General features: G+C 43.8%; 11 protein-coding genes. 4 read left to right on the forward strand and 7 right to left on the reverse strand.

Going from position 1 to position 16509, the window contains the following annotated elements:
• Nucleotides 1–119: 119 nt before the first annotated feature.
• The 4 genes from ONT19_RS14155 (at nt 120) to ONT19_RS14170 (ending at nt 5141) form a co-directional block, all read left to right on the forward strand.
• Nucleotides 120–1682, forward strand: coding sequence for a glycoside hydrolase family 43 protein (locus ONT19_RS14155; protein ID WP_218434870.1), 1563 nt, complete (start codon nt 120–122; stop codon nt 1680–1682).
• A 42-nt stretch (nt 1683–1724) separates the two neighbouring features.
• A complete protein-coding gene (locus tag ONT19_RS14160; protein ID WP_264953122.1) occupies nt 1725–2945 on the forward strand; it encodes a sugar MFS transporter in 1221 nt (406 codons plus the stop codon).
• A gap of 262 nt (nt 2946–3207) precedes the next feature.
• The gene (locus ONT19_RS14165) at nt 3208–4221 is read left to right on the forward strand and encodes a class II fructose-bisphosphate aldolase (RefSeq protein WP_022122161.1); all 1014 of its coding nucleotides are present in this window, start codon (nt 3208–3210) and stop codon (nt 4219–4221) included.
• Nucleotides 4222–4658: 437 nt separating this feature from the next.
• Nucleotides 4659–5141, forward strand: a complete 483-nt coding sequence (locus ONT19_RS14170; protein WP_119228771.1) for a hypothetical protein — start codon at nt 4659–4661, stop codon at nt 5139–5141.
• A 153-nt stretch (nt 5142–5294) separates the two neighbouring features.
• Here ONT19_RS14170 and ONT19_RS14175 read toward each other — a convergent pair whose 3' ends face one another.
• From ONT19_RS14175 to ONT19_RS14205, 7 genes are all read right to left on the reverse strand, one after another.
• Nucleotides 5295–6101 (reverse strand): DUF5106 domain-containing protein, encoded by an 807-nt coding sequence (locus ONT19_RS14175; protein ID WP_264953123.1) that lies wholly within the window; start codon nt 6099–6101, stop codon nt 5295–5297.
• Between the two features lie 293 nt (nt 6102–6394).
• Nucleotides 6395–8242, reverse strand: a complete 1848-nt coding sequence (locus ONT19_RS14180) for a hypothetical protein (protein ID WP_264953124.1) — start codon at nt 8240–8242, stop codon at nt 6395–6397.
• Between the two features lie 14 nt (nt 8243–8256).
• A complete protein-coding gene (locus tag ONT19_RS14185) occupies nt 8257–10149 on the reverse strand; it encodes a hypothetical protein (protein ID WP_264953125.1) in 1893 nt (630 codons plus the stop codon).
• A gap of 24 nt (nt 10150–10173) precedes the next feature.
• Nucleotides 10174–11922 carry a hypothetical protein gene (locus tag ONT19_RS14190; protein WP_264953126.1) on the reverse strand — a complete coding sequence of 583 codons (1749 nt, stop codon included), beginning with the start codon at nt 11920–11922 and terminating at the stop codon, nt 10174–10176.
• A 34-nt stretch (nt 11923–11956) separates the two neighbouring features.
• Nucleotides 11957–13072 (reverse strand): FimB/Mfa2 family fimbrial subunit, encoded by a 1116-nt coding sequence (locus ONT19_RS14195; RefSeq protein ID WP_264953127.1) that lies wholly within the window; start codon nt 13070–13072, stop codon nt 11957–11959.
• A gap of 338 nt (nt 13073–13410) precedes the next feature.
• Nucleotides 13411–14913 carry an Mfa1 family fimbria major subunit gene (locus tag ONT19_RS14200; protein ID WP_264953128.1) on the reverse strand — a complete coding sequence of 501 codons (1503 nt, stop codon included), beginning with the start codon at nt 14911–14913 and terminating at the stop codon, nt 13411–13413.
• 160 nt (nt 14914–15073) lie between these two features.
• Nucleotides 15074–16501, reverse strand: coding sequence for a DUF3868 domain-containing protein (locus ONT19_RS14205; RefSeq protein ID WP_264953129.1), 1428 nt, complete (start codon nt 16499–16501; stop codon nt 15074–15076).
• Nucleotides 16502–16509 lie beyond the last annotated feature (8 nt).

Raw genomic sequence — 16509 nt, forward strand, 5'->3', positions numbered from 1 at the left:
GGAGATTTCATCTGATAGTAAAGACAATTATATTTGATATAAACAACAAATAATCCTGGGAAAGTTTGGAATTTCCATCGAAAAGCCTTACCTTTGTTCCCATCTAAAATGAATGCCTTATGAAGAAGCAAAAACTGTTTGTACTATTATGGATGCTGGTATTGACATGCTTGCCGGTATCAGCTCAGGAATATCGTAATCCCGTTATTCCGGGTTATCATCCCGACCCATCCGTGTGTCGGGTAGGAGATACGTTCTATCTCGTCAACTCTTCATTCCAGTATTTCCCCGGTGTGCCAATCTTCCAGAGTAAGGATTTGGTTCATTGGCAACAGATTGGTAATGTGCTCGACCGCGAGAGTCAGCTTCCTTTGAAGGGTGCCAGTTCGTGGCTTGGCATCTATGCGCCTACCATCCGCTATCATGAGGGAACTTACTATATGATAACTACCAATGTAGGCAACGGTGGCAACTTCATGGTTACAGCCAAAGACCCCCGTGGTCCTTGGAGCGAGCCTGTCTGGCTGAAGCAGCAGGGCATCGATCCTTCGCTTTATTTCGAAAACGGAAAATGCTACATGGTGAGCAATCCGGGCGATGCCATCTGGCTCTGTGAGATAAACCCAAAGACGGGCGAACAGCTTACAGAGAGCAGGAAACTGTGGCAGGGGGATGGCGGACGCTATCCTGAAGGACCGCATATTTATAAGAAAGATGGCTATTACTATCTTCTCATTTCAGAAGGTGGAACCGAACTGGCGCATCGTCTTACTATCGCCCGTAGCAGGAATATCGAGGGACCTTACGAGAGTAATCCGAACAATCCGCTTCTTACCAACTGCAGCCGTCTGGGACAGTCGATGCAGATTCAGGGTACCGGTCATGGCGACTTGGTTCAGGCTGCCGACGGAAGCTGGTGGATGGTATTCCTAGCCTATCGCAACTTTGGCGGTTCTTATCATCATCTCGGAAGAGAAACCTACCTGGCTCCTGTGGAGTGGAAGGAGGGAGAATGGCCTGTTGTGAACGGTGGATTGCCTGCAGATACTTTGATGAAGGCTAAACTGTTGCCTGGTGTTCCTTTGGAAAAGCATCTTGATGCAGATGCAGAGGATGCACCGACGAGCGGATCTTTCGAATGGGTACAGTTGCAGAATCCTATTCCTGACAATTATCTGCGTAATGATACGATGGCCGTGGATGAGAAGTTCTTCGTGCGTCTTTATCCTCATGGAACCCTGACGCAGAATCTGCAGCCTACCTTTGTGGGGCGCAGGCAGGAGAGTGCCAACTTTATCCTGGAGACGGATGTCGTAACGAAAGGTGATGCAGAGGCAGGTCTGTCTGTCTATCAGATTCATGATGGTCATCTCGACCTCTTCGTTTCAAAGAAACAGGTGGCTTTGCGCTGCAAACTGAAAAGCATCGACTATGTTGTGAAAAGCGTTCCCCGTTTGCGCAAAGACGCCGTAAGGTTGCGTATCAGCAGCGATGGCGAGATGTACCGTTTTGCCTATTCTTTTGATGGAAAGAAATTCCATGACTTGGGTTCCATGAACTGTTCCCTGATGAGTACTGAGGTTGCCGGTGGATTTACAGGCGTGGTTCTCGGTATGTTTGCAGAAGGCAAGGAAAAGAGTGGATATGCCGACTTTGGCTATTTCCATTACAACGAAAAATAAAATGTATTTCTATAACTCTTTATAGAAGAAAAGATAAATAAAATGTTAACAGAACAACAGACAGATACAAATCAGACAACCGACAGGAAATATCTTGTCCCGTTCATTCTCATTACGTCGCTCTTCTTTTTGTGGGGCTTCGCTCGTGCCATTCTGGATGTACTCAACAAGCACTTCCAGAATGCTCTGCACATCAGTATTACTCATTCCGCCCTTATTCAGGTTACTACCTATCTGGGTTATTTCCTGATGGCAATACCTGCTGGCTTCTTTATCAACCGGTATGGTTATCGCCGTGGAGTAGTCTTCGGTCTGCTCCTTTTTGGTGTGGGCGCCTTGCTCTTTATCCCGGGTGCTACGGTGGGCAGTTTCTCAGCATTCCTGCTCTGCCTTTTCATTATCGGGTGCGGTTTGGTGTTCCTGGAAACAGCCGCCAATCCCTATGTTACCGAACTGGGTGCCAAGGAAACAGCTACCAGCCGACTGAACTTATCGCAGTCGTTTAATGGATTGGGTGGCATTTTCGCCACACTTTGCATCGGTCAGTTCCTCTTCAACCAGACCGAAGAGGGCGGCAATGTGGTGGTGCCTTATACCATTCTGGGTATTCTGGTGCTGGTGATAGCTCTGGTTTTCTCACGTGTAGATTTACCGGAAATCAGTCATGTGGCAACAGCAGAAGATGAGGCAGCCGGTTCTAATATCAGCAAACTCTTTTCCCATCACAAGATGTTCGTGTTTGGACTTCTGGCTTTGCTGAGCTATGAAGTGGCAGAGATTTCAATCAATTCCTACTTCATCAATTTCGTTACGGGCATGAAATGGATGGACGACCGTACGGCTTCCGTAGCCCTGACTTGTGCGCTGGCATTCTTTATGGTAGGCAGATTCCTCGGTTCCTGGATTATGCGCAGAATCAAGGCAACAACGATGTTGCTGATCTGCGCTGTGGGGTGTGTTGTCTGTATACTTTTAGTCCTGTCAAATCTGGGTAAGCTATCGCTGGTAGCCCTGCTTTGCAACTATATGTTCGAGGCCATCATGTTCCCTACCATCTTCAGTATCGCCCTCACGGGTTTGGGCAACCTTACCAAGACAGCCTCTTCGCTTCTGATGATGACGCCAATCGGAGGGTGCGGTTTCCTGTTGATGGGACTCATCGCCGACCGTACTCATTTCACGCTTCCTTTCCTGGTACCGCTCGTAGGATTTGTCATCGTTCTGGCTTATGCGGCTCGTGAATATAAACTTACCAAGAAGTAACTGGCGGTTGGACAGAAAGATGTAAATATAAAGATGTTAAATTGCTAACTGCGTTTAGCAAAAGCTTTGTGTTTTGTAGGGTATTGGTGCGGAATTAACTTTTTTAACTCGATTGCAACACGAAAAATCGAATTATCATTTTGTTGTCTCAAAAGAAAAAGGTAAATTTGCACTCGGTAAGGAAAGAGCCTCATAAGTTCTACACCTTATTATATATAAGAAAAAAAAGAATGTTTCATTAAACAATAAATTAAGTAAAATTATGGCAGTAGATTACAAGAAAATCGGTCTTGTGAACACTAAGGACATGTTCGCAAGAGCTATCAAGGGCGGTTGGGCCGTTCCTGCTTTCAACTTCAATAACTTGGAGCAGCTCCAGGCTATCATCCAGGCTTCTTCAAACTTGAAGTCACCAGTTATCCTTCAGGTATCTAAGGGTGCTCGTAAGTATGCTAACCCTACATTGCTCCGCTACTTGGCAGAGGGTGCTGTAGAGTATGCTAAGGAGTTGGGTTGCAACCATCCTGAGATCGTTCTTCACCTCGATCACGGTGATAGCTTCGAGACATGTAAGAGCTGTGTAGATTTCGGCTTCTCTTCTGTAATGATCGACGGTTCTGCACTTCCATACGAGGAGAACATTGCATTGACAAAGAAGGTTGTTGATTACGCTCATCAGTTCGGTGTAACTGTAGAGGGTGAGCTCGGTGTCCTCGCTGGTGTTGAGGATGACGTAGTAGCTGAGGAGTCTCACTATACAAAGCCTGAGGAGGTTGTAGATTTCGCTACACGTACAGGTGTTGATTCATTGGCTATCTCTATCGGTACTTCTCACGGTGCTTACAAGTTCAAGCCAGAGCAGTGCACACGTGACCCTAAGACTGGTCACCTCGTTCCTCCTCCATTGGCATTCGACGTATTGGCAGCAGTTGAGGAGCAGCTTCCTGGTTTCCCTATCGTTCTCCACGGTTCTTCTTCAGTTCCTCAGGAGTATGTTGATATCATCAACAAGTTCGGTGGTAAGTTGCCAGATGCAGTTGGTATCCCAGAGGAGCAGTTGACTAAGGCTTCTGAGAGCGCTGTTTGCAAGATCAACATCGACTCTGACTCTCGTCTTGCTTTCACAGCAGGTGTTCGTGAGACATTGGCTCTTCACCCAGAGTACTTCGACCCACGTCAGTACTGCGGTAAGGCTCGTGAGTACATGGTTGACCTCTATAGCCACAAGATCAAGGATGTTCTTCATTCTGACAACAAGTTGGCTAACCTCGACTAATCTTCGAGATTTTACAACACAAGATATGAGCGGGAATCCGAAAGGGTTCCCGCTTTTGTTTTATCCCCTTTTTTCCCGCAATCATACAATCTGTCAGCAAGTAATGCGTATTGTGCACGATAACATGAAAATCTTTACATTATTTAACTGAGAAAACTTGCATCCTATTGACTTTTTTCCTATATTTGCAATGTTCAAACGAAAGAACAGGACATGTAAGAGGGGTATAAGCCCTATAGTAAATGATAAGCAATAGTAAATGATAACCAATAGTAAATGATATCACTCCTCCCAACATATCATTTGTGTAATTGTAAAAGATGATTTAAACCGAAAGGTGTTTGTTTTTAAAAGCATCGGATGGTAAGGCCGAAAGGCTGGAATCTGAAGATGACTGGTTTAAATGATAATGAAAACAATTAGTAAATGGTATAACTATGAAGAAGTATTTTATGATGGTCATCGCTATGACTATGATGACAATAGGATTTGTAAGTTGCAGTGCATCTGACGATGAAATGGGTGAAACAGTTAGTCGCGTTACCACCGATGAGTCAGGTTTCTCTTTGCTCAGCTATTCCATGACTGCGGGCTCTGCCGTAAGCGAGGAGTCTAACAGTAAGGCTGAGAATGATGAGAAGTTGGTTTGCAAGGTTCTTCCGGGTGGTCAGCTGATGCTGACTCATAAGAATGTAATCTTCGACCAAGGTACAAATATCAAGTTTGCAACTCAGTTGGTTGGCAAGAAGTTAATCATTACCGAAACAGGTGATTATGGAAAGTCTGGTCAGTATGGTTATTATACGCTTGTTGCCAAGGTAGGAACAGTTAAGGATGGTGACTATGTGGTTGTTGTCATGCGCAATAATCACGCCCGTGAGGAGTTCAAGTTGAAGTATGACTCTTCCCGAGCTAATTAAGTTATAAAATGCAATTCAGATATATAATAAATGATATGAAGTTACAATTATAATGAATGGTATGTTGATATATAATATACGAAGTTAAGACAAATGATAGTAAATGATATGTTTATTCAATAACAGATGTCGCTTCTTTCGACCAGTCTAGTTTTACTTTCTGTTTTCATTTCCCTGTAATGCTTCTATGAGCTGTTCAGGTGTACAGTCTTTTAATATCACCTTATTCTCTTTATCCAACAGGTAAATGGTTGGCATGGCTTTGAGCCCGTAAATCGTGCTCAAGCGGTTATCTGCTACGATGCGGAGCAGACTGAAGCCGGCTGGTATTGTCTGTTTGTCGAGCCATGCAGATATCTTGTGGCAGTTCTCGCAGTCAGGATCGTAGAAATATAAGATAACCTTCTTTTCCCGGTAATCGCTCAACTGATGAGGCTTGCCGTCTTCCAGCATAAAACTGATATTGGTAGCCTGTGTGCCAGGCAAGTTCTTTCTTGCCTGTTTCAGCTTAAATCCTATCCTTTCTTTCTCGGTTTCATCGAAGTATGGCGATTTAGCCATGTCTTCCAGAAATAGGGCATATACCCTATCGTTGCGCATGGGCGACTCAGGGTTCTCATAATAATGCTCGATGAGGCTTTCAAACTTCTCCTTAGATGGCTTCTGCTGGTAAGCTTTGGCTGTAAAGGCAGCGATACCCTTCTGGGCTATTTCCTGGTCGAAACGTGCCAGAATATCGATGAAGTTGACAAAGCCCTGTTCTGCCATCTCCTTGTTTGCCAGTTCCAGGGTGTCGGAAAAGTTGAAGTTGTCCCAATAGTGCTCACTCAGGTATGTTGCGCGTTGCTCTACGCTGCGCAGACTGTCTGGCAGAGCAGGGTATGGGAAACTGTTCTGAGCCTTGGTTGGGGCTAAGGCTCCAACCAGCATGAAGAAACTGAGGAATATGAATCTTGCCATCATCTTTATATTGGAATTAATGATATTACTAACGGGTGCAAAATTACAAAATAAAATTGAAAGTGGCAAGGTTTTTTATATAAAAAAAAGCCGCGGAACTATAGAAGGTGAGATCACCTCGGCAACTACAGTTCCAACGACCAGTCTAGTTTAATTTATTGGTTCCCGCATTCTATTTGTATAGTAAATGATAATTATTTTATTACCTATTTCATTGATATTTGGGGGCATTTAAATTTTGAAACGATATGCGCCCCGATACAGATATATGAACTAAACTTTTCTTAGACTTACTACTGATAGGTGAATTCAAACTTCTTGGCCTTTCCTTGGTTGAAGTTATCAGCCTTCAGCCAGAAGCATACCTTTTTGGCATTGCTGCGCACTTTCCTCAACTTAAAGGTATATGTATAGGTTCTTTCTCCATTTTCCTGAAGAGTTTTTGAATCCCTCTTGATTACTTCAGCCTTATAGGTAAACCAGCTGTCTGTTTTGCATTTGCCTTCCGTTTCGGCTTGAGTATCACCTATTTCTACCTTCCAGTCTTCTGGGTAGATATCGTTGGATGCGATTTTGAAATTCACAGGCACCAGTCCGTCAGGATAATCCTTAGGAATGGTGATGGTGAATTCTCCTTTATTGTTCCATTGGAAGCCATAATTAGCCTCACTCACACTATAGAGATGGATGTTTCTGTTGAGTCCATGCTTCTTGTCGGTGAGGTAGATGATGCCCTCTCGCCAGGTCTTGTCTACCGTGCCCAGCTTGTACTTAATGGTACCGGTACCGGTCTTATAATCATAGCTGGTAACCACTGGTGCAGCTGTAGTTCCTAATGACAGGTTCTCAGTCCATAAAGCCACGAAATCCGTAGGCTTCTTGTCGGCTGCATCATCGCCCTTATAGGTGAATTCGATGAATTGTTCAGAACCGGAAGCTGCATTGGTGGTCTGATAGGTGCCCTCGTTGATGGCGAGTTCATAATTACCATCCTTCACTCCCGGAATGTATTGTTCCACTCTAATCCAAGGATTATTGATAGGTGCGCTTTTCAGCGCTTCCTCCAAACTATTCTTACCCCAGCTTTCGTCCAGTTTGTCGATGATTATTTTATATTCGTAATTTCGCTTGATGGCATAAGGAACGTTGTCCTGATCCTGCAAGTATATCAGGTAACATAGTCCGTTGTATTTCAGCAATACCTTTGCCGGATCAGTAGGCAGGTTTCTATCTTCGAATGCTGCGGTAGGATTATACATCTGTTTTTTATCACCTTTCATCTTTTTGTTACTGATGGCAGGAGTTACATAATCCACCTTCCATTCCCACTTATCATCTCCTGTAGTAGGGTTGAATAACAGACTGTCTCTGTTGAAGGGAGCCAGCGTTCCGTATGCCATACCATTCACCACAGTCATCGTCAAGTCCTCGTCTTTGAGGTTTGAATTGGGAGCTTCTTTGGCTTGCTTACTCCATTCTGCCGAAATCTTGGCTCTGTCTCTGATAAGATGGATGATGTAATCCTGCTTGGTATTATCCTGGCGGAGATATTCCTTGAGCTTCTCTGGTGAATCTTCCTTGATGTAGCCCCAGTATCGGGTCAGCGCAGCCTGATCCTCACCATACTCTGTCTCGAAGGTGGTCATCAGTATATTCTCGTGCATACCCACCCATTTTGACTGGTTTTCCCAGTCGATGGTCTTGTACTGGCTTTCTGTATTTGCCACCAGATGGATGCGAGCCGTCTTATTGGGAATCTGGGCAGAAAAATTTCGAGGGGTGGTTTGTCCATTATTGTCGATATCTTTGTCGCCGTTTTGTATGATGTTGCCGTTTACGTCTCTTCTGAAACCTTTGATTTCACCGAATTCCCCGACTTTTCCAAAACCCACGAACTGACCTTCCTCATCGAAGCAGAACAGCTTGACGCAGTTTTTCCCGATGCCTTCATTCGTAAACAGGGTGCTTCGGGTAACCTGCTGTTCGAAGCTGGGGATGGATACATTGAAGTGAGCGGTATAGTAACCATCTTCAGCCTCGTTGCTTGAAGTCTCGTTGTCTACTATACAATCAGTGCAGGCTGCCAACATAAATGTTAACAGCACTGCTATCATACCAATATGTAATCTTATTTGTTTCATATCATTAACCTTCTTTATTCTATACCTTGATCCTCTATTTTCTCGATTTCATCTGGTGTCAAGTCATGTACGCAACGAACAAAGGCTCCATTGTAATTAGCGTTACTTTGTTCTTCAGACTTATCGCCATCGAATGTCCAGTAGTATTCACCTTGTAACAGATCATTAGGAATAGCGTTATTGCCTGATTGTAAACTAATTATTTTTTTAACCTCTTCTTTTGTAGGCAAACGCCAACCGCTTAGATCAAGATCCTCGCCTTTCCTTGTCTTAGCCTTTTCTTTGTACTGTTCACAGTATTTCTTGGCTTCGTCGTTGCTGCCTATTGATTGCAACCTACTATTGATGGTTGAGGCAATGATGAAAGCAGGTGATACCGTATTGTCATTTTTATCTGATGGCTTTGCCACGCTATAGGTGTTACTACTCTTTGTCACTGAGTGTTGAATCGTGTATAGGCGTTTATTTTGGTATTGATTCTTAGTACCCGTACTTTCTACATTGAGTGAATAGATGGCAGGGTACTTCCTTACATTCACTTTCTGAGATTTGGAGCCGTCGATAGTCTTTACGAGGAAGTTGATGTAGCTGATGGTATTTTCTGGTTTGTTACCATGAATATCTATCTTTCCTCGGTTATCGTCACTAACGCTTTTGTCAGACTGGCTGATGATCTGACCAGCCAGGTTGTTATCCACTATCTTTTTACCATATTTATCAAAGTAATATCCTTCCTTTTCTGGTTGCTGAAAGATAGGGCAGGATGCAAACCAGTCGATGCACTGGTTTGCTGTTCCCCAATCCATCGGATCCTTGAGGTCCAGTTGGGTAGGATATACCACGAGGAAACTTGCTTTATCTCCCTTCACATAAGTATCTCCACCCTGGGTCCATTTGGCAATCGCCCATTTCAGATAATCAGTATCTCCGTCGTAATCGATATGCGTATTGGTATCCAGATACTTGATGACTGCATTGACGGTATAGATATAGTTGCGGTCTAACTTCTTGTCACCCTGAGGGTCACGAACCGGTATATTCAATACCTTCAGGGTATCCTTTTTAGAATCGTCCTTATATTTAAAGTTGACCTTTGCTACAATCTGTGGCATTGTTTCCTGAGTTTTCCATTGGGTGGAATAACTGTAGGTGGTTACCGTGAAGACCTTATTCCCCTTCTCATCTTCTGCAGATGCTGCCGGGCTCCAGGTATTGTTGTCTGATATGATAGATGGAGTTGCGGTTTGATCACCAGCAAAGATGGTAGTATTGGTATTGTAATTGATGAGTTTCCACTGAACGTCTGAAATATGGTAATCCTTCACCGTAGAAGAGATGTTCAGCTTGATTTTGGCAGCAGCTCTTACCAGTTCTACTGGAATATCCTGTTCCGGATTTTCGGTGATGGTATACTCACCTTGGCTGCTCATCAGGAATTTCTTGTCGCTTACCTTGGTAGCTGGCATCCAGATATCATCATCCTGCTGGGTGCTGGCAAGAAGTTTTGCCAGGTCCTTACCCTTGAGATTATCCTTTGCATTGGCTACTGCATAGTAAGGATAAGTATTATTCTCATCAAGCTGGTGTTTCGATTTCCAGCTGCCCGAAGCCAATACCTCTTTCTGGTTTTCTGCCGGACTTTTAAACTGGCAGTCGATTCTACAATCACCATTATTTGTTGGTTCGAACATCTTAAAGTCAAGAGAAGACAGAGTTTTTTCATGAAGATTCTCTTCTTCCTTCACTCTTGTGGTCTGCAGGTCGTTGACCATGGGAGTCATGCTCAGCTGTTGTGTAGCCGAACCGTTTCCCAGTTCGTCTTCAGCTGAGCATCCTGCCATGAGCCATCCTGCCGTAAGAGCCAAGATGCATTTTGCGAATCTTATGTCTATATATAACTTCTTCATGATGAATGTTATTTTCTGTTGTCTTTATAATACTTGTTCAAAGTGAATATCTTTACCGGCGAATTTGCCCTCCTTACATCCATTATATTTGAAACCTGGATTCAGGATAAACTTATCGTTTGGATATTTCGTCAGGAAGACATGCGCCTTTACATTGTGTGGCTTTGCCAGATCCAGTCTGCTTTTCGGAACCACATAGAAGTAAAGCGTATCCTTCTTACCACTTTTATTGATGATGAAATCATCTATATGATAAGTATATCCAATTATTTTGTTTCCATCGTTTTGGTCTGAAATGATTGGATCGTAAACCGGATCTTTATGATCATCATAGTTGCCATCCTTATCGCATTGTACGAATCCGAACATCGGGTTGTCTGTCTGGAGAATCCAAGGCTTACCTTTGGTATCGATATCCTCGAGCGTAATCATCGGTCCGAGTTTTGGGAAACCGTAATATACCTTGTAGCCCCAGTCGGTCTGATCTTTGTCAGGAATAACCACGTTGGTAGAGGCATCGATGAAATCGAATGTTCCTCCATCCTGCCATTCCTGAATAGATGGAGTAACGGTGAGTTTGCCCATCTGTCCGTTGAGGAAATAACCATAAACTACCAGTTCTCTGTTTCTGATGGCATTTCCATCAGAAGGAATATTGAAGGTCTCGTGCTTCTCGTTTTTCCCACCATCTAATGAATAGTAGATGGTGCCTTTGATGGCTTTGGTGGTTTCACGGAGATAACAGAGATCATGAGATTTGATTCCTTTCTTATCAAAAGCATCCAGATATTCCTGGGCTGACTGATTACTCTTTTTGATGAAACTCTTAGGATCCTCCACTTCCATGATATCCTTGTTCTCTACACCTGCCAGTTTCAGAGCGTCTGATACGTAGGTTGTAGCCGAATTGTATTTCTGACTAGTAACGTCCTGGTTGTAACCATTCTCGTTATATGTCGCTTCGTCGGGAAAAACATAGCTGGCAGTAGGGATGGTATTGCCTTCTACCTCTATTCTTGTTACCTTTACCTGACTGGTATTGGCATCATTACCCTTTTTGCGGGCAAAGTAAAAATGGAGTTTCGAAACGGCGCGCACCAGAGGAATCTTGATGCCTTTGTCTTTGGCTCCTTCTTCTGTATCAGCCACATGACTATCTACAGAAATCTCGGTGATGGCACGGGAGATAGGGAGTCCCTTTCCGGCTGGCACTTCTTTTGTTTCTGCAGTACCATCGCTATTGATACCGAAAGGTGAGGTAAAGCTGACTTCTTTCAGATCTTTGCGGGTAACAGAACTGAGGTCTTTGCCTTTCATCTGGTCCAGCATGTTGATGCTCTCAGAGTTTGCCAGGATGTAAAGGTCGATGTTCTTTACTTCTTTGCCGCCAATCTTTCTCAGGAATCGGAGGTTCAGGGTATAGTTACCGTTCTTCACTTCGCTCAGCGTCTCTGCTTTATAAGAGATAGGAGTGGCTTCATCGCCGGTATTTGATTTGAACACCCACACCTTGATGTTGTGGATGTCGCTCTCCTGAGTAGGATTTGCATCAGTCTCATTGTCGGCAAGAGCCTTTCCGCTAGTTTCTCCGGCTCTGGTACTGTTTCCGGTGCCGGTAGAGAAACTGAGGCTCAGATAGGCATTGTCGCTTTGAGCTGTTTCTGTATTTTCGTTCTCTGAACAGGATGCCATTGCGCCTACCATGAGCAAAGCAGCGAGTGCCATACACACTGGGCGTGTCATCTTGGTCAGAGTAGATTGATAGCGTTTCATGTTTTCTTTCTTTTACTTATACTTCTTTCTTTTCTTATTTTCCCAGGTCGGCATTCTGAAGATTCAGAACCCAGTTGTTTACCTTGATTCTTGCATCCATGCTGTAGGTAGAACTTGGAGCTGGCACGTAGAATACCAGGGTGTAATGGTCCTGACGGTCCAGATACTGCTGGTCGCTCCAGTCTTTGCCGTAGCGGTCGCTGGCACAGAGTGAGAGGAACCAAGGCAGGGAGTGGTTGAAGATGACTTTGTTGATACGCTTGTCGGTGATGACGATGCGCTTGTCATCATATTGGCTGGATCCGTCGGCAGCGCGGCTCTTGTTGTCATCTTTGGTTTCGAACATACGTGATGATGACAGGTCGTAAACCAGCGCCTTTTCTACGTCTTCGCCTTCTACCTCGGTCTTACCGCTGTGGTTTTCTACCAGTTTCTTCTCATAAGGAAGATAGGTGATTGCCTTTGGCTTTACCTTGTCGCCCTTATAGTCGAGTAGGGCAGCGGAACCTTTGATTTCTACATCGAAGTTTTCGGCTGTGAATCCTTCCTGGTCGGGTTCGAATGGAAGCATCACCACGCGGTATGTCTTGGTACACTTCATCAGACTCAATTTTCCCTGCACATCGTTTTCTCCATCAAAGTTGAGGGAGTCCTGTGCGGTATAGAGGGCGGTGAAGTGCTTGTCGTTAACGGATTCTTCTGCGTTTTTTTTGCCCATTTCCTCTTGCAGGTCGTTGATGGTAGAGATACCTGGGGTAAGTTTAGTAAAGCTAAACTCGGTCTCATCATCACCTTCGGCTCTTGTTCCCATTGCGGCAGGCTGCTTGTCACGAGCCAGGCAGACGAAGGTATACTTGCCTGCTTGCAGGTCTGTGATTTCCATCTTATGACCTGTTTCAAACTTGTCAGCCGACTCGGTATAGTTATCTACGAACTTACCGTTCTTGTCGAATACATAAACGTTGAGGTTCTTCACCTCAGCAGAGAAAGCATCAGCCTCTTTCACATTATAAGTATAGTCGAATTTGAGCGACAACTTAGCTGTAGGGCAGCTCGTGATATCATCTTTCATGCATGATGAAAGAGAAGTGAGTGCGATGGCTGAGATGCAAACCAGCTTGCAACATTTGTTGTTGAGGAAATGTGCCATATTCTTTATCTTTTATAATCTTTTACTTTTACTTATTTTATATAGTGAGTGCCGTAGGTAGCGAATATCTTTGCTTCATCAGCTCTCTGTTTCGTTGCCTTCGGCATCGTTATTATCTAAGGATGAAAAGTGCCAGTCTTTCGGGTTGGGGGTATGACGGCACGTCTTTGTATCTCCCGCCTTTTATACATGGGCGGCAATGTTAGTTATCTTTTAAGAATGTTTTCGTTCTTTTCAGAACGAACGTTTGATTGATAAACTCTCGGAGGAGGATTGCTCCCCCGAGAGTATTGGTATATATAAGTATTTATATTTTATCTGTCTGGTTTGACGGAATATTACTGCAAGTCAACTGACTGGTTGTTGAGAACCCAAGGGTTAACAGTAACGGTAACGTTGAGATAGTAGAAATCATTCTCTGTTGGAGTACCATTAGGTACCTGGGCACCTACATTGAAGATATTGTTAACAGTGAGACGATAGATGCTGTTACGCTGGATAATGCCGGCGATGTGATTATCCTTGATAACCTGCTTGTAGTATGTCTTACCTCCCTTGAATACCTCAATGTTGTATGTATGACGGAACTCAGCCAACTTATCTTCGTCATTGATGACCTTCATCAATTCTTCCTTCATCTTTTTAGCATCCATGCCTTCGCCGAAAAGGTTTGCAACATCAGCATAATCTTTGAAGATCTGATCGAAAGAGGTGTAGATTACGTTGTTGTAACGATAGAATGTACCTGCATTGGTAGCATCATCCTTGAAATCAGCATCACTGTAGTCTTTCAAAGTAACTTTGTACTCAAAGTACATAGATGTTGGATTTTCTGTTGATTTGTTCTCGAATACGTAATTTACTTTAGTTGCTGTAGTAGTGAAACCACCATTCTTGTAATCGTAATCTCCACCGAAAGCAGTTTTTGGCTGGATGTAGCTGAAGCCATCTTTGTCACTAGGAATGACAAGTGCAGAAGAATTCCAATTCTGCATTACGTAAGACTTGTTTGCCAAGTTAGAAATAGCATAGTTTGTCAACTCAAACGAAGCTACCTTTTTTCTAGCATCCTTCAAAGCTACCTTCAAAGCCTCTGAAGCACCAGCTGGATCGTCTGTACTAATTGCAGATGTGCTACTTGGAGCATCAATACGAGCTACTACACGCTCAACCTTGATTGCTGCACCTTTTTGTTCAGTATTTCCATCAGCTGATTTATAAGTTACCTTTGCAGGGTTCTGCAAGTTGTTGTTAGCCTGGATGAAGGTTACAGAATAACCATTACCATTTACCTGTGCATCGTTCTGGTTGAACATAGCAAAGTTGTTATCGTTTGCAAATGGAGATGCAAAGCTATTTTCAGCAGCAGTGAAGAAGTTGTTGCTAGTAGCAGCGAAGTCCATACCACCTGCTGGCTTGTTGCTACCAGCCAGGAAATATACACGATATGTTTGACCTGCTTCAACTGCAGGAACCTTGATTTCGAAAGTCTGATTACCATCCTGCTTTGGTGTTGTAGAACCATTTTCACCATTAACGGCTCCAGACCAATTCAGCTCCGTAAGATCCTTAGAGAAAACAATCTTATTATCCTTATCTACCAAATACAAAGTACCAGTCTTGATAGCTGCTTCACCTGCTGTAGCATTCTCAGTAGGATCAAGAACTGAAGTTCTAGTACCGCTAGCATTTGGAGACTGTACGGTCAAAGTCATGTAGAAACCATCTACCTTCTCCTGACCTGCTTTGTCATTAGCCAAATCCTCACTGTCGCTGCAGCTAGTGAAAGACAAAGCTGCGGCTGAAACCAAGCTCATTACGAGCAAATTCATTTTTTTCATAATCTTTTTACTTAATACAAAAAAAGTTATACAATATATTTTATTAATTCTTGTTCTCAAAATTAAGTTTCGCACATATTGGCACAATCCGCTGAAAACAGATCGTATTTTACATCATCTTTTATCTTATACTTATATAAATAGAAAGTAAATAGTTACTTTAAAGTGCCTGGTTTACTTTATCCAGGTTTTCCTGCGCCTCCTTCAAACCACCGGCAATAGCTTTCTCAAAGTATTGCTTGGCTGTCTGATAGTCTTCCTTCATGGAAGCCAGACAACCGCGGGCATTGTTTGCCTCGGCGCTGTCGCCAGCTTTCAGGAGATATTTCTCTGCACTCACCTTGTCGCCACGTTCGATGGCTGCTGAGGCTGCATTGAGATTGGCAAGCTTATCTTCAGGGAACATTCTTACTGCTATGTCGAAAACATTGTTGAATTCGGCGCTACCCTTAGGATAAGTCTGGGCTACCAGATACATCTCCTGAAGTGAGAGCTTCTGAGGACGGGGCTTGATAACCTCTCTAGCCTTTGCTACATTGAATGCCTGAACATCATATTCTATCGTATAGTCGGTACGGCGAAGTGATGGCCATACATTCTGCAGGAGATAGCGATAAGCCTGAGGAGCCTTCTTGAGCAATGCTTTTTCTTTGGCATCTGGCTGCATGTTGCTGTTGATGATCTCAAGTGCAGCTTCCTTCTGAGGAATCTCATTCTCATTTACATACTTGATGGTTCCCGCCCAGTCCTCTGCTGTAGCTGTGGCCGCAAACAGTTTTGAAGAAATAGGATAGGTCTTCAGGATATGCTTCAAAAGCGCCTGTGTACGGTTATGCGACAACTTGTTGTTGTTGGCATATCCGCCATCTGGTGATGCATAGCCGTGGAGGGTTATCTTGGTGATGGTAACATCCGAGTCGTTCTTTACAAGGTCGAGTGTCTTGCGGATATTATCCAGTTCTCTGGCATTGTTGCCCATATCGTACAGGATATCCCACTTGTTCACCTTGAAGTTCAAACGGGCAGAACCATTCTCCTTTCTTGCCTTTACGGCTTCTGCCTTAGGCTGGACATAAGCGTTGAAGAGATTCTTCGGAGTAGAGAATGCACGTCCTTCCGCATTCAGAATACCTTCGTCGAGAAGTTGCTGGTTGCAACCGCAGGCATCATTACTGATGGCGAAGTTTGAGTTCTTCATCCAGTCGCTGAACGGAGCGGCGTATTCATAATGAAGCGTTTGTGCTGTCTTGTTCTTACGGAGTGCCACGATGAGTGGGTTTGCCGTAGCCGTTTTCTGGTTACGCTGATAGTAAATATATCTCTTTTTACCCATCACCTCAACACTCGGCATGAAGAGCGTATCCTTTTCGTTGAGGATCATTGGGGTATAGATGAGACCTTTGTTGCTGGCAAGCTGAATTTGGTCGAGGTTCAAGTCCATAGCCACTTTCACCTGGTTGCCAACCTTTCTGATTGCCTTGTTCTGGATTTTCAGATTCTTGTAAGCCTGCTGGGTATTATCGGCTGATATAGGAAGAGCGATAAGCAAGGCTCCGAACATACTACCTATTATATTATATGTATTCATCTCTGATT

This window comes from Segatella copri, from assembly GCF_026015625.1.
Classification (GTDB): Bacteria; Bacteroidota; Bacteroidia; order Bacteroidales; family Bacteroidaceae; genus Prevotella; species Prevotella copri_H.

What these genes read in the sequence shown, in the direction of transcription:
- ONT19_RS14155 (WP_218434870.1), top strand. Translation starts at nt 120, where the DNA reads ATGAAGAAGCAAAAACTGTTTGTACTATTATGGATGCTGGTATTGACA.
- ONT19_RS14160 (WP_264953122.1), top strand. Translation starts at nt 1,725, where the DNA reads ATGTTAACAGAACAACAGACAGATACAAATCAGACAACCGACAGGAAA.
- ONT19_RS14165 (WP_022122161.1), top strand. Translation starts at nt 3,208, where the DNA reads ATGGCAGTAGATTACAAGAAAATCGGTCTTGTGAACACTAAGGACATG.
- ONT19_RS14170 (WP_119228771.1), top strand. Translation starts at nt 4,659, where the DNA reads ATGAAGAAGTATTTTATGATGGTCATCGCTATGACTATGATGACAATA.
- ONT19_RS14175 (WP_264953123.1), bottom strand. Translation starts at nt 6,101, where the DNA reads ATGGCAAGATTCATATTCCTCAGTTTCTTCATGCTGGTTGGAGCCTTA.
- ONT19_RS14180 (WP_264953124.1), bottom strand. Translation starts at nt 8,242, where the DNA reads ATGAAACAAATAAGATTACATATTGGTATGATAGCAGTGCTGTTAACA.
- ONT19_RS14185 (WP_264953125.1), bottom strand. Translation starts at nt 10,149, where the DNA reads ATGAAGAAGTTATATATAGACATAAGATTCGCAAAATGCATCTTGGCT.
- ONT19_RS14190 (WP_264953126.1), bottom strand. Translation starts at nt 11,922, where the DNA reads ATGAAACGCTATCAATCTACTCTGACCAAGATGACACGCCCAGTGTGT.
- ONT19_RS14195 (WP_264953127.1), bottom strand. Translation starts at nt 13,072, where the DNA reads ATGGCACATTTCCTCAACAACAAATGTTGCAAGCTGGTTTGCATCTCA.
- ONT19_RS14200 (WP_264953128.1), bottom strand. Translation starts at nt 14,913, where the DNA reads ATGAAAAAAATGAATTTGCTCGTAATGAGCTTGGTTTCAGCCGCAGCT.
- ONT19_RS14205 (WP_264953129.1), bottom strand. Translation starts at nt 16,501, where the DNA reads ATGAATACATATAATATAATAGGTAGTATGTTCGGAGCCTTGCTTATC.